The sequence below is a fragment of the Pseudomonas sp. dw_358 genome, from assembly GCF_018449655.1.
In the GTDB taxonomy this organism is placed as follows: domain Bacteria; phylum Pseudomonadota; class Gammaproteobacteria; order Pseudomonadales; family Pseudomonadaceae; genus Aquipseudomonas.
The window spans coordinates 21231-47913 of sequence record NZ_JAAVUX010000001.1; the positions used below are offsets into that span (position 1 = coordinate 21231).

Sequence of the window (26683 nt, forward strand, 5' to 3'; positions counted from 1 at the left end):
GATAGCGAGTGCTGCTGACCCCGTTTTCCGGTAGCATTCCCCGCAGTTCGAACCGCCTGGAATCCCCAATGTCCGACCGCCTGACCCTCCTGCGCCCTGATGACTGGCACATCCACCTTCGCGACGGTGCCGTACTGCCCCATACCGTCGCCGATGTGGCCCGCACCTTTGCCCGCGCCATTGTCATGCCCAACCTGGTGCCCCCCGTGCGCAACGCCCAGGAAGCGGGCGCCTACCGGGAGCGCATTCTTGCCGCACGCCCGGCCGGCAGCCGCTTCGAGCCGCTGATGACGCTGTACCTCACCGACCGTACGCAGCCGGAGGACATCCGCGCAGCCAAGGCCAGCGGCTTTGTCCATGCGGCCAAGATGTACCCGGCTGGCGCCACCACCCACTCCGACTCGGGCGTCACCAGCCTGGACAACATCACGGCGGCCATTGAAACCATGGCCGAGGTCGGCATGCCATTGCTGATCCATGGCGAAGTGACCCGTGGCGAGGTCGATGTGTTCGACCGCGAAAAGCTGTTCATCGACGAACACATGACCCGACTGGTCGAGCGCTTCCCGGGCTTGAAGATCGTCTTTGAACATATTACCACCTCGGATGCAGCACAGTTCGTGGCCCAGGCGCCCACCAACGTGGCGGCGACCATTACCGCCCAGCACCTGCTGTACAACCGCAACCACATGCTGGTGGGCGGGATTCGGCCGCATTTCTATTGCCTGCCGATCCTCAAGCGCAACACCCACCAGGTGGCCTTGCTGGATGCCGCCACCAGCGGCAGCGGCAAGTTTTTCCTCGGCACCGATTCGGCGCCCCACGCCCAGCATGCCAAGGAAGCCGCTTGCGGGTGCGCGGGCTGCTACACCGCCTTTGCCGCCATCGAGCTGTATGCCGAAGCCTTCGAACAACGCAACGCACTGGACAAGCTGGAAGGCTTTGCCAGCGTCTTCGGTCCGGCCTTCTATGGTCTGCCGGGCAACCGCGACACCATCACCCTGGTTCGTGAAGAATGGACCGCCCCGACCAGCCTGCCTTTCGGCGAGCAGTCAGTCATTCCGCTGCGCGCCGGTGAAAAACTGCGCTGGCGTCTGCTGGAGAAAAACGCGTGAGTGAGGACCTTTACGACGACGACCAGGATGCCCCGAGCACCGGTAACAGCGGCTCGCGCCACCCCATGGCGGCGCGCTTTCGTGGTTACCTGCCCGTGGTGATCGACGTCGAAACCGGCGGCTTCAACAGCGCCACCGACGCCCTGCTGGAAATCGCGGCCGTGACCATCGGCATGGATGAGCAAGGCTTCGTGTTCCCCGAACACACGCATTTCTTCCGCGTCGAGCCCTTCGAGGGTGCCAATATCGAGGCGGCTGCCCTGGAATTTACCGGCATCAAGCTCGATCACCCGCTGCGCATGGCCGTCAGCGAGGAAGCCGCGCTCACCGATATTTTCCGTGGCGTGCGCAAGGCCCTCAAGGCCAATGGCTGCAAACGCGCAATCCTGGTCGGGCACAACAGCAGCTTCGACCTGGGCTTCCTCAACGCTGCCGTGGCGCGTACGGACATGAAACGCAACCCGTTTCATCCGTTCTCCAGCTTCGACACCGCCTCGTTGGCCGGCCTCGCCTACGGCCAGACGGTACTGGCCAAGGCCTGCCAGGCCGCCGGGATCGACTTTGACGGACGCGAAGCCCACTCAGCGCGGTATGACACGGAAAAAACCGCAGAACTGTTCTGCGGCATCGTCAACCGCTGGAAACAGATGGGTGGCTGGGAAGACTTCGACGAATGATGGATGACCGTTCATCGCGGTTCATCAAGCGAGCCGCGAAGACTTTTGACAAGCATTCTCATTAACATTAAGATCCATCGCATCAGGTCCTCAACGCGATGGTCTTAATTTATGTACGTCTGCCTCTGCCAAGGTGTCACCGACGGTCAAATCCGCGATGCGATTTACGAAGGCTGCTGCAGCTACAAGGAAGTTCGGGAAACGCTCAACGTGGCGTCCAATTGCGGTAAATGCGCGTGCCTGGCCAAGCAGGTGGTTCGCGAGACATTGACTGAATTACAAACCACTCAGGCCGCGCTGCCCTACCCCGCAGAATTCACCGTCGCGTGACGCGAAAAAGTTGTTTGACCGAATTTCATTAAACCGGACCCAGTGTCCGGTTTTTTTATCTCTGGAAACAATGAGTTAGCGCGGTAACGCGGAACTCAGTCATTCTTATTCAGATTAATTTTCGTAGCGTATTCAACTACTTAGGTTTGACACTAATCCCGGCCAGGGCCAAACTCCGCCTACTTTGCATTTACCGTATCCAGGCAGGCAGCCCACATGAAAGGCGACATCAGCGTCATCCAGCATCTCAACAGGATCCTCGGGAACGAGCTGATCGCCATCAACCAATACTTCTTGCACGCACGCATGTATGAAGACTGGGGGCTGAACAAGCTCGGCAAGCACGAGTATCACGAATCCATCGACGAGATGAAGCACGCCGACAAGCTGATCAAGCGCATCCTGTTTCTGGAAGGACTGCCTAACCTCCAGGAGCTGGGCAAGATCCTGATCGGCGAACACACTCGCGAGATGCTCGAGTGCGACCTGAAGATCGAGCAGAAAGCCCTGGTGGACCTCAAGGCCGCCATCGCGCATTGCGAAACTGTGGGCGACTTCGGCAGCCGCGAGCTGCTGGAAGACATCCTCGAATCCGAGGAAGAGCACATCGACTGGCTGGAAACTCAACTGAGCCTGATCGACAAGGTCGGGATCGAGAACTACCTGCAGTCGCAGATGGGCGTCGAAGACTGACGGGCCTGTTCCCACAAGACGCACACAAAAAAGCCGCAAACCGATCCACTCGGTTCGCGGCTTTTTCGTTTCCGGCTCGAACGGGTGTCAGGCGCCCGCTTTCTCGCCGGCAGCCTTCTCGACAGCCGCCTTGACGGTGGTCTGCAGTTCACCGGCTGTAAACAACTCGGTGATGATGTCGCTGCCACCAATCAACTCGCCGCCGACCCACAGCTGCGGGAAGGTTGGCCAGTTGGCGTATTTCGGCAGGTTGGCGCGGATTTCCGGGTTTTGCAGAATGTCCACGTAGGCAAACTTTTCGCCGCAGGCCATCAGCGACTGCACAGCTTTGGCAGAGAAGCCACACTGCGGCGCGTTCGGCGAGCCTTTCATGTAAAGCAGAACGGTATTGTTGGCGATCTGCTCTTTAATCGTTTCGATGATATCCATGGGCACCTCGGCTGAACTATCCGACATTGTCGGCACGGTGAGATATTGTAACGGAATCCCGAGCGCAGTGCTCAACCTCTCCTGCAGGCTTCCCGTCAATACCCCTGTCCGACCGGCCCTCTCAGGACACAGGCGCGCTCTGGGGCGGCGGCTGCAACTGAATTTCCAGCACCGTCTCGATCTCTTCCTGGGCAAAGTGCTCGCCCGTCAGCTCGCCGATCAGACGCCAGTGCTCGTCCAGACCGCCACTGATGGTCGCCATACGATCGATCATCCGCCGCCCGGCTGCCCGGGTGACCTCATCTTCGCTGCGCAACAGCTCGAACGACATCGATGTGATCGAGGCTGTCAGGTGCGTGAGGGTGCGGGCAGTGGCGCCCAGCAACTCCATCAGGCACTGTTCTTTAGATTCCATTCCTGCTACTCCCTGTGCTTCACAGGACACATATATACCCCAGCCGCCCGCCACATGACAGGTCGCACGTCGGCCGACCAGTGGGCCCGTGCCAGACGGTTCAGGCGTTGAACGGACGCGTTGCCAAGGCGCTCGACGTCAGTGTACAAATATATCGACCGAATGCGGTAAAAGCTGAGCAGCCGGCGCTGTATATTTCCGTTCATACGCGGCCCCTGATGGCTGATTTACGACGAGATACGGTTAATAATCAGCCCCCTATTGGTAACACGCGACATTTAATTATAGGATGGCGCCTTCCCTAATTCGTCGCCCCGTGCGGCTTTCGCCGCAGGTCTCACTCCTTTTCCCGTCATTTCGTCAGGAGCGGTTGTTGTTGAGTCTCTGCGGTCTGTTGCAAAAGGTAGTCAATGATGAGCGCAAGGCACTTTCTCTCCCTGATGGATTATTCGCCGGAACAGCTGTCGAGCCTGCTCCGCCGAGGCATCGAGCTGAAGGCCTTGCGCGACCGAGGCGTGCTGTTCGAGCCCCTCAAGGGCCGGGTGCTGGGGATGATCTTCGAAAAGTCCTCGACTCGCACCCGCCTGTCCTTCGAGGCGGGCATGATCCAGCTCGGCGGCCAGGCCATTTTCCTCTCGACCCGCGACACTCAGCTGGGCCGCGGTGAACCGGTGGCCGACTCCGCGCGAGTCATGTCGGGCATGCTCGATGCGGTCATGATCCGCACCTACGCCCACAGCACCCTCACCGAGTTTGCAGCCCACTCGCGGGTACCAGTGATCAACGGCCTGTCCGATGACCTGCACCCCTGCCAACTGCTGGCCGACATGCAGACCTTTCTCGAACACCGTGGCGCCATCAAGGGCAAAACCGTGGCCTGGATCGGCGATGGCAACAACATGTGCAACAGCTACCTGGAAGCGGCCGTGCAGTTCGACTTCAACCTGCGCATTGCCTGCCCGGAAGGCTTTGAACCCAACCCCGCGTTCCTCGCCCTGGCCGGTAATCGCGCGACGGTCATGCGCGACCCTCGGGAAGCCGTAAAAGGCGCACACCTGGTCAGCACCGACGTCTGGACTTCCATGGGCCAGGAAGAGGAAACCGCGCGGCGCCTGGCGTTGTTCGCGCCCTTCCAGGTCACTCGCGAACTGCTCGACCTGTCAGCGCCGGACGTATTGTTCATGCACTGTCTGCCCGCCCACCGTGGCGAGGAAATCAGCCTTGATGTGCTGGATGATCCGCGCGCCGTGGCCTGGGACCAGGCAGAAAACCGCCTGCACGCGCAAAAAGCACTGCTGGAATTCCTCGTGGCCCCTGCCTACCAGCCCGCCTGAACCCCGGTGTACCGATGCCTGATCAAGGCCGACCGATGTCGGCGAACTGCGCCTGGGTGTGCTCGGCGAGCACAGCGGGCGCCAGCTCGACCTCCAGCCCGCGCCGCCCGGCACTGACAAAGACACTGGCCAATGGCCTGGCCGACTGATCGATAAAAGTCCGCAGGCGCTTCTTCTGGCCCAGCGGGCTGATCCCTCCCAGCAGATACCCCGTGGCCCGCTGCGCCGCGGCCGGGTCGGCCATCTCGCACTTCTTCACCCCTGCTGCCTGCGCCAGCGCCTTGAGGTCCAGGGTGCCTGCCACCGGCACCACCGCCACCAGCAATTCGGCCTTTTCACTGGAGGCCAGCAGCGTCTTGAACACCTGCAACGGTTCCAGCCCCAGCTTCTCGGCGGCCTCCAGGCCATAGGAAGCCGCTTTCGGATCATGTTCGTAACTATGGATTCGATGTTCGGCGCGAACTTTTTTCAACAGGTCAAGGGCGGGTGTCATGCAGGGCTCCAGGCCAGGCTCGGGGGATCGCAGCAACAACCCATTCTAGGACAAAGCGTAATAACTACCGAGGCCTGCCAGCACAAATCGCGATTTTGCGGACGTTTGCACCGCCAATGGTCAGATTATGGTTTACAGTTCACTTTCGACCTTTGACAGCATCGTTTCTTGAGTATATTTTTTCGTTTGCGAATATTCGGCTTTTTTGGTAAATCAGGCAACAGCTTCACCCGCACAGCAGCATTGTCGCTGTGCGGCAAAAAACGAACGCATCCAGTGCGTCTTAAAAACAAGAACAAACGGGAAGAGCTTCATGACCACACAAACACAACAACCAACGCTGTACGGACAATGCATCGCGGAGTTTTTCGGGACATTCCTGTTTCTGTTTTTTGGTACAGGGTGTGTAGCAGCGCTCAAGGTCGGGGGTGCCTCCTTCGGCCAGTGGGAAATCAGCGTGATCTGGGGCCTGGGCGTCAGCTTGGCTGTCTACCTTACCGCCGGGGTCTCCGGTGCCCATTTGAGCCCCGCCGTCAGCATCGCCTTGAGCATTTTTGGCACCTTCGAAAAACGTAAACTGCCGTTCTACATCATTGCGCAGATGGCCGGCGCCTTCTGCGGCGCAGCGCTGGTCTACACCCTGTACAGCAGCCTGTTTTTCGATTACGAACAAACTCATCACATGATCCGCGGTAGCCAGGCAAGCCTGGAATTGGCCGGCGTGTTTTCTACCTACCCCAATGCATTGCTGTCCACCGGCCAGGCGTTCATGGTGGAACTGGTGATCACCGCCGTGCTGATGGGCACCATCATGGCCCTGACCGACGATAACAACGGTCTGCCCCGTGGCGCCCTCGCGCCGCTGCTGATCGGCTTGCTGGTCGCGGTGATCGGCGCCTCGATGGGCCCGTTGACCGGCTTTGCCATGAACCCTGCCCGCGACCTCGGCCCAAAATTCATGACATTCCTTGCCGGCTGGGGCGACATCGCCTTCACCGGCGGTCGTGATATTCCCTATTTCATCGTCCCGATCGTCGCGCCAATCCTCGGTGCATGCCTGGGTGCCGCCCTCTACCGCGGCATGATCGCGCGGCACCTGCCGGCACCTGTGGTCACCCCTGCTGTCCCTGTTGCACCCGATTCTGAAACCGGCCGGGAAAAGGCCCAGGCCTGAGCCTGAAGCAGATACCCGATCGACATCTCATTCTTACAGTGCAAGGTCCCCGTCATGACCGATATTCAAAACAAGAACTACATCATCGCCCTCGACCAGGGCACCACCAGCTCTCGGGCGATCATTTTCGACAAAGACGCCAACGTAGTCTGTGTGTCGCAGCGCGAATTCACTCAGCACTACCCGCAGCCGGGCTGGGTCGAACACGACCCGATGGAAATCTTTGCGACTCAGAGCGCAACCATGGTCGAAGTCCTCGCCCAGGCCGGCCTGAGTCACGCACAAGTGGCGGCTATCGGTATCACCAACCAGCGTGAAACCACCGTGGTGTGGGACAAGGAAACCGGCCGCCCCATCTACAACGCCGTAGTCTGGCAGTGCCGCCGCAGCACCGAGATCTGCCAGCAACTCAAGCGCGATGGGATGGAGGAGTACATCAAGGCAACCACCGGCCTGGTCATTGACCCCTACTTCTCCGGGACCAAGCTCAAGTGGATTCTCGACCACGTCGAAGGCAGCCGTGAGCGCGCCCGCCGTGGCGAGCTGATGTTCGGCACCGTCGACACCTGGCTGATCTGGAAATTTACTGGCGGCAAGGTCCACGTCACCGACTACACCAATGCCTCGCGCACCATGCTCTTCAACATCCACACCCTGGAGTGGGACGCGAAGATGCTGGAGACCCTGGACATTCCTCGGGAGATGCTGCCCGAAGTGAAGTCCTCGTCCGAAATCTATGGTCATACCAAGAGCGGCATCGCCATTGCCGGCATCGCCGGTGACCAGCAAGCGGCGCTGTTTGGCCAGATGTGCGTGGAACCCGGCCAGGCCAAGAATACCTATGGCACCGGTTGCTTCCTGCTGATGAACACGGGTGACAAGGCGGTCAATTCGAAGCACGGCATGCTCACCACCATTGCCTGTGGCCCGCGCGGAGAAGTGGCCTACGCCCTGGAAGGCGCGGTGTTCAACGGGGGCTCGACCATTCAGTGGTTGCGTGATGAACTCAAGCTGGTCAACGACGCGTTCGACACCGAATACTTCGCCAGCAAGGTCAAGAACAGCAATGGCGTCTACCTGGTACCCGCCTTTACGGGGCTGGGCGCGCCCTATTGGGACCCCTATGCCCGGGGTGCCTTGTTCGGCCTGACCCGCGGGGTCAAGGTGGACCACATCATCCGCGCGGCCCTGGAGTCCATTGCCTACCAGACCCGCGATGTACTCGATGCCATGCAGAATGATTCCGGCGAACGCCTCAGCTCGCTGCGAGTGGACGGCGGCGCGGTGGCCAACAACTTCCTCATGCAGTTCCAGGCCGACATCCTCGGCACTCAGGTCGAGCGTCCGAAAATGCGCGAAACCACTGCACTGGGTGCGGCCTACCTGGCCGGTCTGGCCTGCGGCTTCTGGAAGAGCCTGGATGAACTGCGCGGCAAGGCCGTGATCGAAGCCCAGTTCGAACCGCAACTGGACGAAGCCGGCAAGGAGAAACTCTACGCCGGCTGGAAGAAGGCCGTGGAGCGCACCCGTGACTGGGAACCCCATGAAACCCAGGATTGATCGATTGATCTGAACCCGCCGCGCGCGCCTGCAGAGGTCACCCTGTGGACGCGCGCGTCGCTCGCGAAAGCGTTACTCGCCCCGCCGCCGATCCAGCGCAATCACCCCCAGCGACAAGCCGACAAACCCCGCCAGAATCACCAGACTGTTGATCAACACCCGCTCGAAGCCCAGCTTTGAGACATCAATGAACGGGTATTGGTACACGCCTATTACATGTCCGCGCAGCATCGCGTACCCAAAATACACCAGCGGATAAAGCGCCCAAAGCCACGCATGACGCCAACGCAGCGCGCTGCTGGGCACGGACAGCCACCACCAGACCACGAACGCGATTGGCATCACGTCGTGCAACAATTCGTTGACCAGCCACTGAAAGCCTTGAGGGTTCCAGACGTTGCGCAACAGCAGGGTGTAGGACACGCCAACCACGACAATACTGACGGCAACCCCACTGATAACGGAGGGTTGGCGAAAATATCGACTTAGCCGGCTATCGCTTCGCTGCAGAGCACTCGTCAGTACCATGGCAACCAAGGTATTGGTGGTGACCGTAAAATAGCTGAAGAAATTGATCAGCCCGCCGAGCAGGCTGGCATCGTTGTTCCAGCGGCCAAGCAGCGCCAATGCCATCTGTCCTGCCAGGGCAAACCAGGCAATGCTGGCGAGGATCAAGGTGAGGTGGTGGTTCGGTTGCCGGATGCGGCCTTGCATGCAGAGGTTCCTTGAGTCGGTGGCTTCCCGGCCGGCTCAGCGCTTGGTGCGCTGCAGCTTGATATAAAGCCGCTCGACTTTTTCGCGCGCCCACGGTGTCTTGCGCAGAAAGGTCAGGCTGGACTTGATGCTCGGGTCGCTGTTGAAGCAACGGATATCGATTCGCTGGGCCAGACCTTCCCAGGTGTAATGCGACACCAGGGCGTTGAGGATCTGTTCAAGCGTCACGCCGTGCAACGGGTTGTTGGAGGTTTCAGTCACGGCTGCGTTCTCGTGGTGGCGGGAAAAAGTGTGGGCACCTTAGCCGACCGTGGCGGCGACGAAAAGAGCGGGTTGAATGACAACAGAAGGGTTGCCCGCCTGTATGTAGGAAATTTCATCAATTATTGAAATTGATTGCAAAGCACCCGTGGCATGCTGGGACCGTATACAACTGGCCACTATTGCACCCTGCGCAATAGTGCATGTCGATTTGTTGCCTTTCCAAGCTCAAGCACGCCGTATATCCTCCCGCCGAACTTAGCTGAACCCATTCAGTTTTTCCTGCCGCTCAAGACAGCGCTGTCTCGATCCCCGTAGTCATTACTTTGAAACCGGGCGAAGAACTAATGTGTTGCGAAAGTCTTCTTATACCAATCGAGCATGGACTGTTTCCAGTCCCATGCTCTAGCACTCAACTACAACGGAGAAACTCCATATGAGCACTGACGGTGCTTCGAGCAGATCGCGCCTGCTACCGAGCCTGCTCGGGGTGGTGCTGCTACTGCTGGGCCTGGCCCTGCTTGGGCTGGGCATCAAACTGGCGAGCCTCGGCGGTTCCCTTTATTACGTGATCGGCGGCCTGGCCGTTGCGATCACCGGCATCCTGCTGCTGCTGGGCCGTTCTTCGGCGCTGGGCCTGTACGCCATCTTCCTGTTTGCCAGTACCGTCTGGTCGCTGTGGGAAATCGGCCTGGACTGGTGGCAGTTGGTGCCCCGTCTTTCGTTGTGGTTCGTCTTCGGCGTGTTGCTGTTGCTGCCATGGTTCCGTCGCCCATTGGTCGACCGTGAGCCCGCCGGCAAGGCCACGGCCTTGCTGACCGTGGCTGTGGTCCTGGCCGGTGCTTGCGCCGTCGGTTCGCAGTTCACCCACCCAGGCGAGATCGACGGTCAACTGGACCGCGACAGCGCCGGCACCGCCAGCGCCGCGCCCGCCCAGCCTGAGGGCGACTGGCAGAGCTACGGTCGCACCGAGTTCGGCGAACGTTATTCGCCGCTGACCCAGATCAACCCGGCCACGATCGGCAAGCTCAAAGAAGCCTGGCGTATCGAGACTGGCGACGTGAAAACCGCCAAAGATCCGGTGGAGATCACCAACCAGGACACCCCGCTGAAGGTCAACGGCATGCTGTATGCCTGCACCTCCCACAGCCAGGTACTGGCCCTGGACCCGGACACCGGCAAGGAAATCTGGCGTTATAACCCGCACATCACGGGCCCTGACGACAACGACTTCACCGGCTGGGCGCACATGACCTGCCGTGGTGTGTCGTACTACGATGAAGCCAATTTCAGCCGTACCGACGTGCCGAGCACCCCGGCCACGCTGTCGGACGCTGGCAAGGCCGTGGCCGCTGCATGCCCACGCCGCATCTTCCTGCCCACCGCTGACGCCCGCCTGATCGCGCTGAATGCCGACACCGGCAAGGTCTGCGAAGACTTCGGCGACAAAGGTGTGGTCAACCTGCGCACCAGCGAAGGTCCGTTCACCCCGGGTGGCTACTACTCCACCTCGCCGGCAGCCATCACCCGTAACCTGGTGATCATCGGCGGCCACGTGACCGACAACGAATCCACCAGCGAACCGTCTGGCGTGATCCGTGCATTCGATGTCCACGACGGCCACCTGGTCTGGAACTGGGACGCCGGCAACCCCGACGAAACCACTCCATTGCCAGCCGGCAAGCTGTACACCCGCAACTCGCCGAACATGTGGTCCCTGGCCAGCGTCGACGAGAAACTGGGCATGGTCTACCTGCCAATCGGCAACCAGATGCCTGATCAGTGGGGCGCCGACCGTACTCCCGGTTCCGAGAAGTTCAGCGCCGGCACCGTGGCCTTGGACATCGACACCGGTAAAGTCCGCTGGAACTACCAGTTCACTCACCACGACCTGTGGGATATGGACGTACCGGCCCAGCCGACGTTGATCGATATGAAGACCGCTGACGGCATCAAGCCAGCGCTGATTCAACCGACCAAGCAAGGCAGCCTCTACGTACTGGACCGTCGCACTGGCGCGCCGATCATCCCGATCGACGAAGTCAAGGTGCCGGGTGGTGCTGTTGAAGGCGACCACAGCGCGCCGACCCAGGCCCGTTCGCGCCTGAACATGCTGCCGCCGGAACTGAACGAAAAAGCCATGTGGGGTGTGACTCCGGTCGACGAACTGCTGTGCCGTATCCAGTTCAAGTCGCTGCGTTATGAAGGCCAGTACACCCCTCCGTCGACCCAGGGCAGCATCATCTACCCGGGTAACGTAGGTGTGTTCAACTGGGGCGCCGTGTCCGTCGACCCGGTTCGTCAAATCCTGTTCAGCAGCCCGAACTACATGGCCTTTGTCTCCAAGCTGGTGCCACAGGCCCAAGTGGCTGCGGGCAGCAAGCGTGAAAGCGAAACCAGCGGTGTGCAACCAAACAAAGGCGCTCCGTATGCCGTGATCATGCACCCTCTGATGTCGCCATTCGGCGTACCTTGCCAGGCGCCAGCCTGGGGTTATGTGTCGGCGGTCGATTTGACCACGGGCAAGATCCTGTACAAGCACAAGAACGGCACCAGCCGCGACAGCTCGCCCATTCCGATCGGTGTGAACCTCGGCGTGCCGAGCATGGGTGGTTCCATGGTAACGGCGGGCGGCGTTGGCTTCCTCAGCGGTACCCTCGACCAGTACGTGCGTGCCTACGACGTCAAGAACGGCAAGATCCTCTGGTCCAGCCGTCTGCCAGCAGGCGGCCAGGCGACCCCGATGACCTACACCGGCAAGGATGGCCAGCAGTACCTGCTGGTCACCGCTGGCGGCCACGGCTCGTTGGGTACCAAGATGGGCGACTACATCATTGCCTACAAGCTCGACAAATGATGAGTTGAAATGAGGAACGGCGCCTTCGGGCGCCGTTTTTTTTGGTGCCCAGGATGGCCGCTACCGGCCATATTGGACATCTCGACAAACACAGGCATGATGGGCATTTGCTCCTGGCAGCCCGAAGGAATTTCAATGAACCTGCCTCCCCGCCAGCAACAGATTCTCGAACTGGTCCGCGAACGCGGGTACGTCAGTATCGAGGAGATGGCCACGCTGTTCGTCGTCACCCCGCAGACCATTCGCCGCGACATCAACCAGTTGGCCGAAGCCAACCTGCTGCGTCGCTACCACGGCGGGGCAGCCTATGACTCGAGCATCGAGAACACCGCCTACGCGATGCGCGCCGACCAGATGCGCGATGAAAAGCAACGCATTGCCGAAGCAGTGGCGGCGCAGATCCCCGACCACGCTTCGCTCTTCATTAATATAGGCACCACCACCGAATCCATTGCCCGTGCCCTGCTCAACCATAATCACCTGAAGATCATCACCAACAACCTGCATGTGGCGTCGATCCTCAGCGGCAAGGATGACTTCGATGTACAACTGGCCGGCGGCACCGTGCGCCGTGACGGTGGCGTGGTCGGCCAGGCCAGTATCGACTTCATCACCCAGTTCAAGGTCGACTTCGCCCTGGTGGGTATCAGCGGCATCGATGAAGACGGCAGCCTGCTGGATTTCGACTACCAGGAAGTGCGGGTATCCCAGGCGATCATTGCCAATGCCCGGCAGGTGATCCTCGCAGCTGACTCCAGCAAATTCGGCCGTAATGCCATGGTCCGCCTGGGCCCCATCACCCTGATCGACTGCCTGGTGACCGATCAGGCCCCAGTGGCAGCGCTGGGCCAGTTGCTGGTGCAGCACAAGATCCGCCTGGAAGTGGTCTAGCAGGACAGCGCCCATAGAGCGACCTCGGCCTGGAGCAAGCCCCTGCAGAACCGAGCTTGCTCGGGAACAGACACCGTGCCGCATTTATCCCGAGCAAGCTCGCTCTCGCAGAGTAAGCTTAGTCATGACGCCCACCTGGGGGTCGCGGGTCGCGTCCCAGGCGCCGCTGGTTACCCGCTATGCGCGCTTTCATGTTCGCTAATGTTCACATTTCGTCGGCTGATGAGTATTTTCAATCGTCCGAGGCTGGTCGTGCGCGCTTTCATGCGCTACTATTTTCGCAAGTGAACATTCATGTTCGTAATCGATTATAAGATCAGGAGGGCAACATGCCCCATTCCACCGGTTCCACCCCACCACTCGCCGAGGTCTATGACGTTGCCGTAATTGGCGGTGGTATCAATGGCGTGGGCATTGCGGCGGACGCGGCCGGGCGCGGTCTGTCGGTGTTCCTTTGCGAAAAGGATGACCTGGCCAGCCACACCTCCTCCAACAGTAGCAAGCTGATCCACGGCGGCCTGCGGTACCTCGAACACAAAGAGTTTCGCCTGGTGCGTGAAGCGCTGGCCGAGCGCGAAGTGCTCCTCGCCAAGGCACCTCACATCGTCAAGCCCATGCGCTTCATCCTTCCTCACCGGCCACATCTGCGCCCGGCGTGGATGATTCGCGCGGGTCTCTTCCTCTATGACCATCTGGGCAAGCGCGAAAAGCTGCCAGGCTCGCGCAGCCTCAAGTTCGGTCCGCAAAGCCCGCTGAAAAACGAGATCACCCGTGGTTTCGAATACTCCGACTGCTGGGTGGACGACGCCCGCCTCGTCGTGCTCAACGCCATGTCAGCCCGCGAGCACGGTGCGCACATCCACACCCTGACTCGCTGCGTCAACGCTCAGCGGGTCAAAGGCCAGTGGCAGGTGCAGCTGGAGCGCGCCGACGGCACGCTGTTTTCGATCCAGGCCAAGGCGTTGGTCAATGCGGCCGGGCCGTGGGTGGCCAAATTCATTCGTGACGACCTCAAGCTGGATTCGCCCTACGGCATCCGCTTGATCCAGGGCAGCCATCTGATCGTGCCCAAGCTTTACGAGGGCCCGCAAGCGCACATTCTGCAGAATGAAGACCAGCGTATCGTGTTCACCATTCCGTATCTGGATCGCTTCACCATTCTCGGCACCACCGATCGCGAATACAAAGGCGACCCGAACAAGGTGGAAATTACCGAAGGGGAAACCGACTACATCCTCAAGGTGGTCAACGCTCACTTCAAGAAACAGCTGGGCCGTGAAGACGTGGTGCGCACCTATTCGGGTGTGCGCCCGCTGTGCAACGACGAGTCGGACAACCCGTCGGCCATTACCCGTGACTACACGCTGTCGCTATCGGCCGGCCAGGGCGAGGCGCCTATTTTGTCGGTGTTCGGCGGCAAGCTCACCACCTACCGCAAGCTCGCCGAATCGGCCATGGCCCAACTCGCGCCGTTCTTCCCGAACATGAAAGGCAGCTGGACCGCCACGGCCACCCTGCCCGGCGGCGAAGAGATGACCACGCCGCGCTCGCTCAGTGAGAAATTGCGCAGCCGCAACAGCTGGTTGCCTGCCGAGGTGGCGGATCGTTGGTCCATCACTTACGGCAACCGCAGCTGGAAATTGCTGGAAGGCGTGAGCGGCCTTGAAGGCCTGGGCGAGATGATCGGCGCCGGTCTTTATGCCCGTGAGGTTGACTACCTGTGGGATCAGGAGTGGGCGCGCACGGCGACAGACATCCTCTGGCGTCGGACCAAGCTGGGGCTGTTCAGCACCGAGGCCGAGCAGTTGCGCCTTGAGCAGTACTTGCAGACCAAGGCCCGCGACCGCAGCAAGACTGAAGCGGCCTGACCGCTGCGCATAGCCGACAGCCCCCGACCGCGAAAGCGTTCGGGGGCTGCTTGGTTGCGGGCGGTCGGTTTTCCGAACGCATGGACCTCTTCGATTCGGAAAACCGAATACGCACGAGCAACGCGCCCTCGAACCGACCAGTAATTAGTCAATAAAATCAGACGGTTACCTGCATCATCAGGGGTTGGCACGGGTCATGCTGTCTCTGCTGACAGCAACGTGCAAGAGCCACTCGGGCTCGATAAAAAAAACAATGACGAGGTTTCATGATGCGCTTTCTTTCCTCCCTGTTGACCGTGGCCGTCACCAGCGCCCTGTTCGCCACACCGGCACTGGCCACCGAACTCACCGGCACCCTGAAAAAGATCAAGGACTCCGGGGTTATCACCCTGGGCCATCGCGATGCCTCGATTCCGTTCTCCTACATGGCCGATGCCAGCGGCATACCGGTGGGCTACTCCCACGACCTGCAACTGCAGATTGTCGAAGCCCTGAAAAAGGACCTGGACCTGCCCGACCTCAGGGTCAAATACAACCTGGTCACCTCCCAGACCCGTATCCCGCTGGTGCAGAACGGTACCGTCGACCTCGAGTGCGGCTCCACCACTAACAACGCCGAGCGTCAGCAGCAAGTGGACTTCTCGGTGGGCATCTTCGAGATCGGCACCCGGCTGCTGGCGAAAAAGGATTCCCCCTACAAGGACTTTGCCGACCTCAAAGGCAAGAACGTCGTGACGACCGCCGGCACCACCTCCGAACGCCTGCTCAAGTCCATGAATGCCGACCAGAAGATGGGCATGAACGTCATCTCGGCCAAGGACCACGGCGAGTCATTCCAGATGCTGGAGAGCGGTCGCGCGGTTGCCTTCATGATGGACGACGCCCTGTTGGCCGGGGAAATGGCCAAGGCCAAGAAGCCTGGCGACTGGGCGGTGACCGGCACGCCGCAGTCTTATGAAATCTACGGCTGCATGGTGCGCAAGGGGGATGCTCCGTTCAAGCAGGCGGTGGACGAGGCCATCAAGGCCACCTTTGCCTCCGGCCAGATCAACACGATCTACGGCAAATGGTTCCAGCAACCTATCCCGCCCAAGGGCCTGAACCTGCAGTTCCCCATGAGCAGCGAATTCAAGGCCCTGATCGCCACCCCGAGCGATCAGCCGGCCGCCGACAAGAAGTCCTGATCACCGTCCCTTCCACCCGGCGCCTGATGGCCGCCGGGTGGCTTCCCGTGTCTGTGAACCTCTGTTCGGAGCAAGCCCCGATGAATTACAACTGGGACTGGAGCGTCTTCTTCAAGTCCACCGGCGTCGGCAACGAAATCTACCTGGACTGGTACCTCAGTGGCCTGGGCTGGACCGTGGCCATTGCCCTCGTCGCCTGGATCATTGCCCTGCTGCTGGGCTCGTTGCTGGGTGTCATGCGCACCCTGCCCAACCGCTGGCTGTCGGCGATTGCCAGCGTCTATGTGGAAATCTTTCGCAACGTACCGCTGCTGGTGCAACTGTTCATCTGGTACTTCCTGGTGCCCGACCTGCTGCCGGACAACCTCCAGGAGTGGTACAAGCAGGACCTCAACCCCACCACCTCGGCCTTCCTCAGCGTGGTGGTGTGCCTGGGCCTGTTTACCGCCGCGCGGGTCTGCGAGCAAGTGCGCACGGGCATCGAGGCCCTGCCCCGTGGGCAGGAGTCGGCCGCCCGGGCCATGGGCTTCGGCCTCTGGCAAACCTATGGCCACGTCCTGTTGCCACAGGCCTTTCGTGTCGTCATCCCGCCGCTGACCTCGGAGTTTCTCAACGTCTTCAAGAACTCCTCGGTGGCCTCGCTGATCGGCCTGATGGAGCTGCTGGCCCAGACTAAACAGACCGCCGAATTCTCCGCCAACCTGTTCGAAGCCTTCACCCTGGCCACGCTGATCTACTTCACCTTGAACATGAGCCTGATGCTGTTGATGCGCATCGTCGAGAAAAAAGTCGCCGTGCCCGGACTGATGTCCGCGGGGGGTAAATGATGGACTTCAGCTCCATTGTCCCGGCGCTGCCCGCGCTGTGGAACGGCATGAAACTCACCTTGCAGCTCATGGTGCTCGGGGTGCTCGGCGGCCTGGCACTGGGCACCATGCTGGCGCTGATGCGCCTGTCCTCCCGCCGATGGATGGCGCGCCTGGCCGGGGCCTACGTCAATTACTTCCGTTCCATTCCGTTGCTGCTGGTGATCACCTGGTTCTACCTGGCGGTGCCGTTCGTGCTGCGCTGGGCCACCGGCCAGGACACCCCGGTAGGTGCATTCACCTCCTGCCTGGTGGCCTTCATGATGTTCGAGGCCGCGTACTTCTGCGAAATCGTGCGCGCCGGGGTGCAATCCATCCCCCGCGGGCAGATGGGTGCGTCCCAGGCGCTGGGCATGAGCTACGCCCAAAGCATGCGCCTGATCATCCTGCCCCAGGCGTTTCGCAAGATGACCCCGCTGCTGCTGCAGCAAAGCATCATCCTGTTCCAGGACACCTCGCTGGTGTACACCGTCGGCCTGGTCGACTTCCTCAACTCCGCCCGCGCCAACGGCGACATCATTGGCCAGGCCAACGAGTTTCTGGTGTTTGCCGGGGTGGTCTACTTCGTCATCAGCTTCTCCGCCACCCGGCTGGTCAAGCACCTGCAAACAAGGTTTGCCCTATGATCTCCATCAAAAACATCAGCAAATGGTATGGCGACTTCCAGGTGTTGACTGAATGCAGCACCCACGTGCGCAAAGGCGAGGTGGTAGTGGTCTGCGGACCGTCCGGCTCGGGCAAGTCGACCCTGATCAAGTGCGTCAATGCGCTGGAACCGTTCCAGAAAGGCGACATCGTGGTGGACGGCACCGCCCTCGCCGATCCCAAGACCCACCTGCCCAGATTACGCTCGCGGGTCGGCATGGTGTTTCAGCACTTCGAGCTGTTTCCCCACCTGACCATCACCGAGAACCTGACCATCGCGCAGATCAAGGTGCTGGGGCGGGGCAAGGCCGAAGCCACCGAAAAAGGCTTGAAGCTGCTTGACCGCGTTGGCCTCGCCGCCCATGCCCACAAGCATCCGGGCCAACTGTCCGGCGGCCAGCAGCAACGGGTGGCGATTGCCCGCGCGCTGGCCATGGACCCGGTGGTGATGCTGTTCGACGAACCGACCTCGGCGCTGGACCCGGAAATGGTCAACGAGGTGCTGGACGTCATGGTGCAACTGGCGCACGAGGGCATGACCATGATGTGCGTCACCCATGAGATGGGTTTTGCGCGCAAGGTCGCCGACCGGGTGATCTTCATGGACCAGGGACGCATTGTCGAAGATTGCGCCAAGGAAGACTTCTTCGGTGACGTGACCGCGCGCTCCGAGCGTGCCCAGCAGTTTCTGGCCCGCATCCTCCAGCACTGACAGCCGTCCCGCGTACCCGCCCGTTGGGCGCGGTACGCTGGCTCGACCAAGGCCTGTGTGATGAAATGCCTGCCCGATCGCCACCCCATGCAGTCACCGGCCCTCTACGTGAAACCCCGCCTGATTCGCCAGCTTTCGCTGCCACCGCTGATCCTCCTGTTGATGCTGGGCCTGGGCTATGTCGGCTTTGTCCTCAGCGAGCGCAGTGGCCTGCACACCCTGGCCGAGACTGGGGAACGCCAGCTCGAACTGCATGCCCGTGCGGTGGAAAGCGAACTCAACCGCTTCACCTATCTGCCCAGCCTGCTGGAGCTGGAAAGCTCGGTGGCCGCGTTGCTGCATCACCCTGACAACGACCATCGCCAGGCCGTCAACGATTACCTCGACGGTCTCAACCGCCGCAGCCGCAGCCGCGCCATTTACCTGCTGGACACCGAGGGCCGCGTTCTGGCCACCAGCAACTGGCGCGACAAGGACAGCTACCTGGGCGAGGACCTGTCTTTCCGTGCCTATTTCCAGGCCGCCGTGCGCGGGCTGCCCGGACGCTTCTACGGCATCGGCAGCACCACCGGCGAGCCAGGCTACTATCTGGCCCACGGCCTGGAAGAGCACGGCCGGGTCATTGGTGTGGCAGTGATCAAGGTGCGTCTGGAGGCTCTGGAAGAGCGCTGGCAAAAGGCCCGTCTGGAGGCCTACGTCAGCGACGAGAACGGTATCATCATCCTGTCCAGTGACCCGGCGCGGCGCCTCAAATCGACCCAGCCCCTGAGCGCAGAGACCAAGGAGCGCCTGGCCCGCAGCCTGCAATATCACTGGGCGCCCCTCAGCGAGCTGCCATCGGAGGCGCGCAGCCCGGTGGCCGAAGGCGTCGAGACGCTGACGCTGCCGGGAGGCCCTGGGACTCCCGCCGTGAGCTATCTGTCCCAGAGCCGCCCTCTGCTGGAAACCCCTTGGCACTTGACCTTGCTCACGCCCTTGGCCGACCTGCGCCGCGAATCGATCATCGAGGGTGTGCTGGCGACTGTGGCTTTCGCCTTGCTGGCCATCGGGCTGATCGCCTGGAACGAACGCCGCAAGGTCCTTTCCACACGCCTGGCTGCCCGCGAGGCCTTGGAGCTGGCCAACAATCAGCTCGAGCGCAGGATCGGCGAGCGCACCGCCGACCTGCGGGCCAGCAACGAACGCCTGCGTGGAGAGATCCGCGAGCGCCGCCAGGCCGAAGACACCTTGCACCGGACCCAGGACGAACTGGTTCAGGCGGGCAAGCTGGCAGCCATCGGACAGATGTCCACCAGCGTGGCGCACGAGCTTAACCAGCCGCTCGCCGCCTTGCGCACCTTGTCCGGCAACACGGTGCGCTTTCTGGAGCGGGGCGCGCTGGAAACCGCCAGCACCAACCTGCAGGCCATGAACGAACTGATTGACCGCATGGGGCGTATCACCGCCAGCCTGCGCGCGTTTGCCCGGCGCGGCGAGGACCGGGGACAGGCTTCCTTGACCAGTGCCATCGAGGCCACCCTGCAGGTACTGGGGCCGCGACTGGAGACCAAAGTGAAATTGCAACGTGACTGCCCCGACCTGTGCCTGCCCATGGACCCGACACGTCTGGAACAGATCCTCATCAACCTGCTGGGCAATGCCCTGGATGCCGTCCAGAACCAGGCCCGGCCGCTGATCGTGATCGGCGCTCGGCAAGACAGCCAGGTTAGCCAGGTGTGGGTCGAGGACAACGGCCATGGCGTCGAGCCCCAGGCGCGCCAGCATTTGTTCGAACCTTTTTTCACCACCAAACCCGGCAATCAGGGGCTGGGGCTGGGCCTGACACTGTCTGCCAGCCTCGCGGCAGCGGCGGGTGGCCGACTGACTGTCGACCATCCCGAGGGCGGCGGTACCGTGTTTGTCCTTAACCTGCCACCTGCGACCCGCGAGACGCCATGAACAACACTGCATTGACCGTTCTGATCGTCGAAGACGACCCCCATGTTCTGCTGGGTTGCCAACAGGCATTGGCGCTGGAGGATATCGCCAGCGAGGGGGTGGCGAGCGCCGAACAGGCATTGCAGCGCGTGGGCGTCGACTTTGCCGGCATCATCGTCAGCGACATCCGCCTGCCCGGCATGGACGGCTTGCAACTGCTGGCCCGGCTCAAGACCCTCGACCCGGTGTTGCCGGTGGTGCTGATCACCGGGCACGGTGACATCTCCATGGCAGTCGGCGCCATGCGCAGCGGCGCCTATGATTTCATGGAAAAACCCTTCGCCCCGGAGCGCTTGGTCGAGGTGGTGCGCAGGGCCCTGGCGCAGCGAGCCCTGGCCCTTGAGGTCAGCGCCCTGCGCCAGCAACTGGCGGGGCGCCAGTCCCTCGAACAACGCATCATCGGCCGCTCCCAAGCGGTGCAGGACTTGCGCGAGTTGATCGCCAACGTCGCCGACACCTCGGCCAACGTGCTGATCGAAGGCGAAACCGGGACCGGCAAGGAGCTGGTTGCCCGCTGCCTGCATGACTTCAGCCGGCGCCAGCCCAATCCCTTCGTGGCGCTCAACTGCGGCGGCCTGCCGGAGAGCCTGTTCGAAAGCGAAATCTTCGGCCATGAGGCCAACGCTTTTACCGGCGCAGGCAAGCGCCGTGTCGGCAAGATCGAGCACGCTCACCGTGGCACCCTGTTCCTCGATGAAGTGGAGAGCATGCCGCAGAACCTGCAGATCAAACTGCTGCGGGTGCTTCAGGAGCGCACCCTGGAACGGCTGGGCTCCAACCAGTCCATCGAAGTGGATTGCCGGGTGATTGCGGCGACCAAGGCCGACCTGGAACAGTCCAGCCACGACGGCCAGTTTCGCAGCGACCTGTATTACCGCCTGAACGTGGTGACCTTGGAGCTGCCGCCCTTGCGCGAGCGGCGTGAGGACATCGTGCAGTTGTTCCAACACTTCCTGCAGCTGGCGGCCCTGCGTTTCGATCGCGAAACGCCCATGTTGGATAGCCAGACCTTGTCGCGTCTGATGAGCCACGACTGGCCCGGCAACGTGCGCGAACTGCGCAACGTCGCCGAGCGCCATGCCTTGGGTTTGCCGGCATTCAAGCACAGCGGCACAGCGACGGCCCAAAGCCTGGGTTTCGCCGAAGCGGTGGAGGCCTTCGAGCGCAACCTGCTGAACGAGGCACTGCAACGCAACGACGGCAACCTGAGTCGCGCCTGCCTGGAGCTGGGCATGGCCAAGACCACGCTGTTCGACAAGGTGAAGAAATTCGGGCTGGCCTGATGTCGATATCGACAACCCACACAACATGAGACAAACTCACGCCATTGAAACTCTTCACAAGATATTTTCACCTTGGTTGCCCTAGGCCAAGGCTGCGGGAGCACTCACTTGCTGGAAATTCGCCACCTCAAAACCCTCAACGCCTTGCGCGAGGCCGATAGCCTGGTGGAGGCTGCCGAGCGGCTGCACCTGACCCAATCGGCGCTGTCCCACCAGTTCAAGGAACTGGAAGAGCGACTGGGCATGCCGTTGTTCATCCGCAAGACTAAACCCATTCGATTCACCAGTGCCGGCCTGCGCCTGCTGCAGTTGGCCGACGCCACCTTGCCGCTGCTGCGAGGTGCCGAGCGCGACATCACGCGTCTGGCAGGCGGCACTGCGGGTCGGCTGCACATGGCCATCGAGTGCCACAGCTGCTTTCAGTGGCTGATGCCGACCATCGACCTGTTCCGCGACGCCTGGCCGGAAGTGGAGCTGGACCTGGCCTCGGGCTTCTCCTTCGCCCCCTTGCCGGCCTTGGCCCGCGGCGACCTGGACCTAGTGGTGACGTCCGACCCACTGGAGCTGGCGGGGATCACCTACGTGCCCCTGTTCACCTACGAAGCGATGCTGGCGGTCGCCAATCAGCATGCCTTGGCCAACAAGCCGTTCATCGTGCCCGAGGACCTGCTTGGCGAAACCCTGATCACCTATCCGGTGGAGCGGGATCGGCTGGACATCTTCACCCGCTTTCTGGAGCCGGCCGATATCGAGCCCGCGCAGGTGCGTACCTCGGAGCTGACGGTGATGATGATGCAGTTGGTGGCAAGCGGCCGCGGCGTCTGCGGCATGCCGCATTGGGCACTGCACGAGTACAGCGCCCGGGGTTACGTGAAGGGCAAGCGCCTGGGGGAGAAAGGCCTGTTTGCGACGCTCTACGCGGGCGTGCGGACGGACATGCTGGATGCGCCCTACATGCGTGATTTTCTGCTGACGGCCAAGGACACGTCGTTTTCGACCCTGGATGGGGTGAGCGCGGTGCGCTGAACAACCTTGGCACCGCGTAACGACCATCACGGGCAAGCCCTGCTCCTACAGGGCGCGGGGCGGGACGAAGCGCAGGTACGCGACCTGGGAGTCCCACGCAGGGCGAACTTCAGAGGAGCGTCAGGCGATTATCTGCCGCGCCTCAATCGCGCAAATCGGACTCATGAATCGGCTGATCACGGTGGGTCGCGCGCTGGTACTGCGCCGGCCAGGTCGCCAGACGGCCGCCCAGGTCGTCATCCGCATGCAGCGGCCAGTACGGGTCGCGCAACAGTTCGCGGGCCAGCAGGATGATATCCGCCTGACCCGTGCGCAGGATGTGCTCGGCCTGAGCCGGATCGGTGATCATCCCTACGGTGCCGGCGGCGATACCCGACTCTTTTCGCACGCGCTCGGCAAAGCGCGTCTGATAGCCAGGCCCGGTGGGAATCTCGGCATGGGCAGCGGTACCGCCCGACGAGACGTCGATCAGGTCGATACCCAACGCTTTCAAGCGGCGGGCCAACTCGACGGTTTCATCCGGGTTCCAGCCGTCTTCGACCCAATCGGTGGCCGATACCCGCACGAACACCGGCAGTTCTTCCGGCCAAACGGTCCGGATGGCCTCGCTGACTTGCAGCGTCAGGCGAATGCGGTTCTCGAACGAGCCACCGTATTGATCGCGGCGCTGGTTGCTGATGGGCGACAGGAACTGATGCAGCAGGTACCCGTGGGCCGCGTGGACTTCGGCCACCTTGAAGTTGGCGGTCAGGGCACGCCGTGCGGCCTCGACAAAGGCCAGGATGACTTCCTGGATCTGCGCTTCGCTCAGTTCGGCAGGCACAGTGTAATGAGGGTCGAACGCAATTTTCGAGGGGCCGACCGGCACCCAACCCCCTTCGCTGACGGGGATCGCACCGCTCTTGCCCAACCACGGCCGCCAGGCACTGCCCTTGCGGCCGGCGTGGGCCAGTTGAATGGCCGGCACGGCGCCCTGGGCGGTGATGAAGCGGGTAATGCGCTGCAGCGGTTCGATCTGCTCATCGCTCCACAGCCCCAGGTCTTGCGGAGTGATACGGCCTTCGGCGGTGACCGCGACGGCCTCGGTGAACACCAGCCCCGCTCCCCCAACCGCGCGGCTGCCCAGATGCACCAGGTGCCAGTCGTTGGCCAGCCCGTTTTCGGCTGAGTACTGGCACATGGGCGAGACGGCAATACGGTTGCGCACGGTCAGCTGGCGCAGGGTGTAAGGTTCAAGCAACAGACTCATGGGGCACCTCTTGGGGCGTGTACGACAGTGAATACAGCCTAGTCGACAGCGCGCCTCCGAGCGGTGTTCCCGCTAACGCGCCTCGATGTGGGCAATGAGCAACTGCACGGTCTCTTGACCGCGAAATTCATTGAGATCCAGTTTGTAGGCCAGCTCCACCCACCGCACACCGGGGTCGGGCCAGACCTCGCGGTCTACGCCAAAGGCGATGCCGTCGAGCTTGATGGAACCACACTCGCTCTTGAGCACCACCTTGAGGTGGCGCTCGCCCACCACCCGCTGTTCCACCAGCTGGAACACGCCATGGAACAGGGGCTCGGGAAAGTGCTGGCCCCATGGCCCGGCGTGGCGCAAGGCGCGGGCCAGTTCAAGGTGGAATTCCTCAATGGCCAGACTACCATCAGAGAGCAATCGCCCCGTGAGGTCTTCTTCACGCAGCTGGCGACGCACTTCCTCATCGAAGGCCGCGGCAAACGCCGGAAAGTTGGCCTCGGGCAGCGACAGCCCCGCCGCCATGGCGTGACCGCCGAACTTGCTGATCAATTGTGGGTGCCGGGCCGCCACTGCATCCAGGGCATCGCGAATATGAAAGCCGGGAACCGAACGGGCCGAGCCCTTGAGCATCCCCTCCCCGGCGTCGGCGAAGGCGATGGTGGGCCGGTGATAGCGCTCCTTGAGCCGCGACGCGAGAATCCCGATTACCCCTTGATGCCAATCGGCATCGAACAGGCACAAACCGAAGGGCATCGCCTCCAGCGACAAGTCTTTCAACTGCGCCAGGGCTTCGCGCTGCATGCCTTGCTCGATGGACTTGCGGTCCTGGTTCAGGCCGTCGAGCTGCTCGGCCATGTCCCGTGCCATTGCCGCATCGGTGCACAACAGGCATTCGATGCCCAGGCTCATGTCGTCCAGACGCCCGGCGGCGTTCAGCCGCGGACCGACGATGAAACCCAGGTCGGTGGATGTCACCCGCGCGGCCTCACGGCGGGCGACTTCAAGGATCGCGCGTATACCCGGGCGGGCCCGGCCCGCCCGGATCCGCTCCAGGCCCTGATGGACAAGGATGCGGTTATTGGCATCCAGTGGCACCACGTCTGCCACGCTGCCCAGGGCAACGAGGTCCAGCAGCTCACCAATGTTGGGCTGCGGCGTCTGGGCATAACGGCCCATCTCCCGCAGGCGCGCACGCAGGGCCATCAGCACGTAGAAGATCACGCCGACCCCGGCCAGGGCCTTGCTCGGAAAAGCACAGCCTGGCTGGTTGGGGTTGACGATCGCGTCGGCAGCAGGCAGCTCGTGACCCGGCAGGTGGTGGTCGGTGACCAACACCTTGAGCCCGGCTGCCTTGGCTGCGGCGACGCCTTCGACGCTGGAAATGCCATTGTCCACCGTCATCAACAGCTGCGGCTCGCGCTGCAAGGCCACCGCGACGATTTCCGGCGTCAGGCCGTAGCCGTATTCAAACCGGTTGGGCACCAGGTAATCCACATGGGCCGCGCCCAGCAGCCGCAAGCCCAGCACACCGACGGTGCTGGCCGTGGCGCCGTCGGCATCGAAGTCACCGACAATGAGGATACGTTGACGCTGATCAATGGCCTGTACCAGCAGATCCACCGCCTGCTCGATCCCCTTGAGCTGCCGAAACGGGATCAACCGCGCCAGGCTTTTGTCCAGTTCAACGACACTGGCCACACCACGGGCGGCATACAGCCGCGTCAGCAAAGGTGGCATGTCGCCGAGAAACGGCAGGATATCGGGCAATGGACGCGGTTCGATACGCATGGGGCGAGGTCAGACTCCTGGAGGGAAAAGGCTCAAGCGGCGAGGACGGCGATGCTCAACCGCGTTCGCCCAGCAACCACTCGAGCTGGACTTCGTGCTGGCCACGGTCATCGGTGACGAAGATCGTTCCTTCACTGACCATCACGTCCCACTTGATCACCCGCGGCATGTCCTTGGCCAGGGTCTCGAGGACCTCTTGGGGCACGGCGGCGATGTTGACGTTCTTGAGGTTCTTGACGGCGTCCACCACCTTGGTCTGCCAGACCCGCAAGCTGCCATAGGCCAGCAGGCTGGTGCGCTCGGTGCGACGCGAACACCAGGTCAGGCGATCGGCATCGGGCTGGCCGACCTCGATCCAGTGCAGCACCCGGTCATCCAGGCTTTTTTCCCACAGGGCCGGTTCGTCGACGTCGGAGAGGCCGCGACCGAACGACAGATGCTCGTTGTACCAGAAGGCATAGGCCAGCAGACGCACGGTCATGCGCTCTTCGGTTTCCGAGGGGTGGCGGGCGATCGTCTGCTTGACGCTTTCGTATACCCCACGGTCCAGATCGGTCAGGTTCAATTCGAATTTATAGGTAGTGGACGGCTGGGCCATGGACGGGCTTCTTGAAACGAGGAAAGTCGCACAGTCTACCCGATGCACGAGCGAGCCAATAGCAGACAAAAAGAAACCCCGAGCGGTGGGGAGTCCGCTCGGGGTTAACCAGGCCCCTGCGGGCCCGCACGGCTGGCGACGAACACCGGAGCACAATGTTCACGCGCAGCCATTACAGATTAAGAACTCCTCCCTCGGCAATGGTTCCCTGTTATCACAGGGCGGCGGTAAACGTCGGGCTCTGACTGACGCTCCGCATCGCGGCAATCATGCAGGGTTCAAGACGGCCTTCGGCGACGCGCAGATCCCGATGCAGGCCATCGGCAACGTCGATCAGGGCGCGCGTGTCGCTGAATTGACTCTGGTGGAAAGCACGCTGCAGCACCTGGCTGCCAGCGGCGTTGCATAACGTCACCAGGCATTTGCCATCGGCGGCGGCCGCGCTCACGTGGACGTCATATGGGGTCAGTGCTTGACTGAGCAACAGGTTGAGGCTTTCCATCATGATCACCACTCTGCGAATTCAAAGGTGCATGACAATGACCCTTGA

Annotated in this window: 26 protein-coding genes; 17 read left to right on the plus strand and 9 right to left on the minus strand. The window is 61.8% G+C overall.

Features of this window, described 5'->3' with window-relative positions; all coding sequences use genetic code 11:
- Window positions 1–68 precede the first annotated feature (68 nt).
- The 4 genes from pyrC to bfr all read left to right on the plus strand — a co-directional run bounded on the left by pyrC (window position 69) and on the right by bfr (window position 2815).
- The gene (gene pyrC, locus HB675_RS00110; RefSeq protein ID WP_213875058.1) at window positions 69–1115 is read left to right on the plus strand and encodes a dihydroorotase; all 1047 of its coding nucleotides are present in this window, start codon (window positions 69–71) and stop codon (window positions 1113–1115) included.
- Complete coding sequence (gene rnt / locus HB675_RS00115; protein ID WP_213875059.1) at window positions 1112–1792, plus strand: ribonuclease T; 681 nt, start codon at window positions 1112–1114, stop codon at window positions 1790–1792. The genes pyrC and rnt overlap by 4 nt, the downstream gene beginning before the upstream one ends.
- Before the next feature lie 111 nt (window positions 1793–1903).
- On the plus strand, window positions 1904–2122 hold the full coding sequence (locus HB675_RS00120) for a bacterioferritin-associated ferredoxin (RefSeq protein ID WP_213875060.1): 219 nt from the start codon (window positions 1904–1906) through the stop codon (window positions 2120–2122).
- A 216-nt stretch (window positions 2123–2338) separates the two neighbouring features.
- Entirely contained in the window at window positions 2339–2815 is a 477-nt protein-coding gene (gene bfr / locus HB675_RS00125; RefSeq protein WP_213875061.1) for a bacterioferritin, read from the plus strand.
- 87 nt (window positions 2816–2902) lie between these two features.
- Here the strand turns inward: bfr and grxD are convergent, their stop codons facing one another.
- Together grxD and HB675_RS00135 are read right to left on the minus strand one after the other, a co-directional pair.
- Entirely contained in the window at window positions 2903–3244 is a 342-nt protein-coding gene (gene grxD, locus HB675_RS00130; RefSeq protein WP_213875062.1) for a Grx4 family monothiol glutaredoxin, read from the minus strand.
- Between the two features lie 121 nt (window positions 3245–3365).
- Window positions 3366–3659, minus strand: a complete 294-nt coding sequence (locus tag HB675_RS00135) for a hypothetical protein (protein ID WP_213875063.1) — start codon at window positions 3657–3659, stop codon at window positions 3366–3368.
- Window positions 3660–4072: 413 nt separating this feature from the next.
- On the opposite strand from HB675_RS00135, the gene argF reads away from it, so the two are divergent.
- Complete coding sequence (argF, locus tag HB675_RS00140) at window positions 4073–4993, plus strand: ornithine carbamoyltransferase (RefSeq protein WP_213875064.1); 921 nt, start codon at window positions 4073–4075, stop codon at window positions 4991–4993.
- 22 nt (window positions 4994–5015) lie between these two features.
- Here argF and ybaK read toward each other — a convergent pair whose 3' ends face one another.
- Complete coding sequence (gene ybaK / locus HB675_RS00145; protein WP_213875065.1) at window positions 5016–5486, minus strand: Cys-tRNA(Pro) deacylase; 471 nt, start codon at window positions 5484–5486, stop codon at window positions 5016–5018.
- Window positions 5487–5799: 313 nt separating this feature from the next.
- Here ybaK and HB675_RS00150 point away from each other — a divergent pair, with 313 nt between their 5' ends.
- Together HB675_RS00150 and glpK are read left to right on the plus strand one after the other, a co-directional pair.
- Entirely contained in the window at window positions 5800–6660 is an 861-nt protein-coding gene (locus tag HB675_RS00150; RefSeq protein WP_213875066.1) for an MIP/aquaporin family protein, read from the plus strand.
- A 54-nt stretch (window positions 6661–6714) separates the two neighbouring features.
- Window positions 6715–8220: a glycerol kinase GlpK gene (gene glpK, locus HB675_RS00155; RefSeq protein WP_213875067.1), complete on the plus strand. Its 1506-nt coding sequence runs from the start codon at window positions 6715–6717 to the stop codon at window positions 8218–8220.
- Between the two features lie 72 nt (window positions 8221–8292).
- On the opposite strand, the gene HB675_RS00160 is transcribed toward glpK, so the two are convergent.
- Both HB675_RS00160 and HB675_RS00165 read right to left on the minus strand, forming a co-directional pair.
- On the minus strand, window positions 8293–8934 hold the full coding sequence (locus tag HB675_RS00160; protein WP_213875068.1) for a Pr6Pr family membrane protein: 642 nt from the start codon (window positions 8932–8934) through the stop codon (window positions 8293–8295).
- A gap of 36 nt (window positions 8935–8970) precedes the next feature.
- Window positions 8971–9195: a VF530 family DNA-binding protein gene (locus HB675_RS00165; protein ID WP_213875069.1), complete on the minus strand. Its 225-nt coding sequence runs from the start codon at window positions 9193–9195 to the stop codon at window positions 8971–8973.
- Window positions 9196–9631: 436 nt separating this feature from the next.
- On the opposite strand from HB675_RS00165, the gene HB675_RS00170 reads away from it, so the two are divergent.
- The 10 genes from HB675_RS00170 (at window position 9632) to metR (ending at window position 22504) form a co-directional block, all read left to right on the plus strand.
- On the plus strand, window positions 9632–12052 hold the full coding sequence (locus tag HB675_RS00170) for a glucose/quinate/shikimate family membrane-bound PQQ-dependent dehydrogenase (protein WP_213875070.1): 2421 nt from the start codon (window positions 9632–9634) through the stop codon (window positions 12050–12052).
- 135 nt (window positions 12053–12187) lie between these two features.
- Window positions 12188–12943, plus strand: coding sequence for a DeoR family transcriptional regulator (locus HB675_RS00175; protein ID WP_213875071.1), 756 nt, complete (start codon window positions 12188–12190; stop codon window positions 12941–12943).
- A gap of 329 nt (window positions 12944–13272) precedes the next feature.
- On the plus strand, window positions 13273–14811 hold the full coding sequence (gene glpD / locus HB675_RS00180) for a glycerol-3-phosphate dehydrogenase (protein WP_213875072.1): 1539 nt from the start codon (window positions 13273–13275) through the stop codon (window positions 14809–14811).
- Between the two features lie 269 nt (window positions 14812–15080).
- Window positions 15081–15995 (plus strand): glutamate/aspartate ABC transporter substrate-binding protein, encoded by a 915-nt coding sequence (locus HB675_RS00185; RefSeq protein ID WP_213875684.1) that lies wholly within the window; start codon window positions 15081–15083, stop codon window positions 15993–15995.
- An 80-nt stretch (window positions 15996–16075) separates the two neighbouring features.
- A complete protein-coding gene (locus tag HB675_RS00190; protein WP_213875073.1) occupies window positions 16076–16822 on the plus strand; it encodes an amino acid ABC transporter permease in 747 nt (248 codons plus the stop codon).
- Window positions 16819–17487, plus strand: coding sequence for an ABC transporter permease subunit (locus tag HB675_RS00195; RefSeq protein ID WP_213875074.1), 669 nt, complete (start codon window positions 16819–16821; stop codon window positions 17485–17487). Before HB675_RS00190 ends, HB675_RS00195 begins: the two co-directional genes overlap by 4 nt.
- Complete coding sequence (locus HB675_RS00200) at window positions 17484–18218, plus strand: amino acid ABC transporter ATP-binding protein (protein WP_213875075.1); 735 nt, start codon at window positions 17484–17486, stop codon at window positions 18216–18218. The genes HB675_RS00195 and HB675_RS00200 overlap by 4 nt, the downstream gene beginning before the upstream one ends.
- Window positions 18219–18278: 60 nt before the next feature.
- Complete coding sequence (locus HB675_RS00205) at window positions 18279–20156, plus strand: ATP-binding protein (RefSeq protein WP_213875076.1); 1878 nt, start codon at window positions 18279–18281, stop codon at window positions 20154–20156.
- Window positions 20153–21478, plus strand: coding sequence for a sigma-54 dependent transcriptional regulator (locus tag HB675_RS00210; protein WP_213875077.1), 1326 nt, complete (start codon window positions 20153–20155; stop codon window positions 21476–21478). Before HB675_RS00205 ends, HB675_RS00210 begins: the two co-directional genes overlap by 4 nt.
- Window positions 21479–21586: 108 nt before the next feature.
- Window positions 21587–22504, plus strand: a complete 918-nt coding sequence (metR, locus tag HB675_RS00215) for a LysR family transcriptional regulator (protein WP_213875078.1) — start codon at window positions 21587–21589, stop codon at window positions 22502–22504.
- A gap of 142 nt (window positions 22505–22646) precedes the next feature.
- Here metR and HB675_RS00220 read toward each other — a convergent pair whose 3' ends face one another.
- The 4 genes from HB675_RS00220 to HB675_RS00235 form a co-directional block, all read right to left on the minus strand.
- Window positions 22647–23753, minus strand: a complete 1107-nt coding sequence (locus HB675_RS00220; RefSeq protein ID WP_213875079.1) for an NADH:flavin oxidoreductase/NADH oxidase — start codon at window positions 23751–23753, stop codon at window positions 22647–22649.
- A 72-nt stretch (window positions 23754–23825) separates the two neighbouring features.
- On the minus strand, window positions 23826–25535 hold the full coding sequence (gene recJ, locus HB675_RS00225; protein WP_213875080.1) for a single-stranded-DNA-specific exonuclease RecJ: 1710 nt from the start codon (window positions 25533–25535) through the stop codon (window positions 23826–23828).
- A 55-nt stretch (window positions 25536–25590) separates the two neighbouring features.
- Entirely contained in the window at window positions 25591–26133 is a 543-nt protein-coding gene (locus tag HB675_RS00230) for a YaeQ family protein (RefSeq protein WP_213875081.1), read from the minus strand.
- Window positions 26134–26347: 214 nt separating this feature from the next.
- Complete coding sequence (locus HB675_RS00235) at window positions 26348–26635, minus strand: DUF3509 domain-containing protein (RefSeq protein ID WP_213875685.1); 288 nt, start codon at window positions 26633–26635, stop codon at window positions 26348–26350.
- Window positions 26636–26683 lie beyond the last annotated feature (48 nt).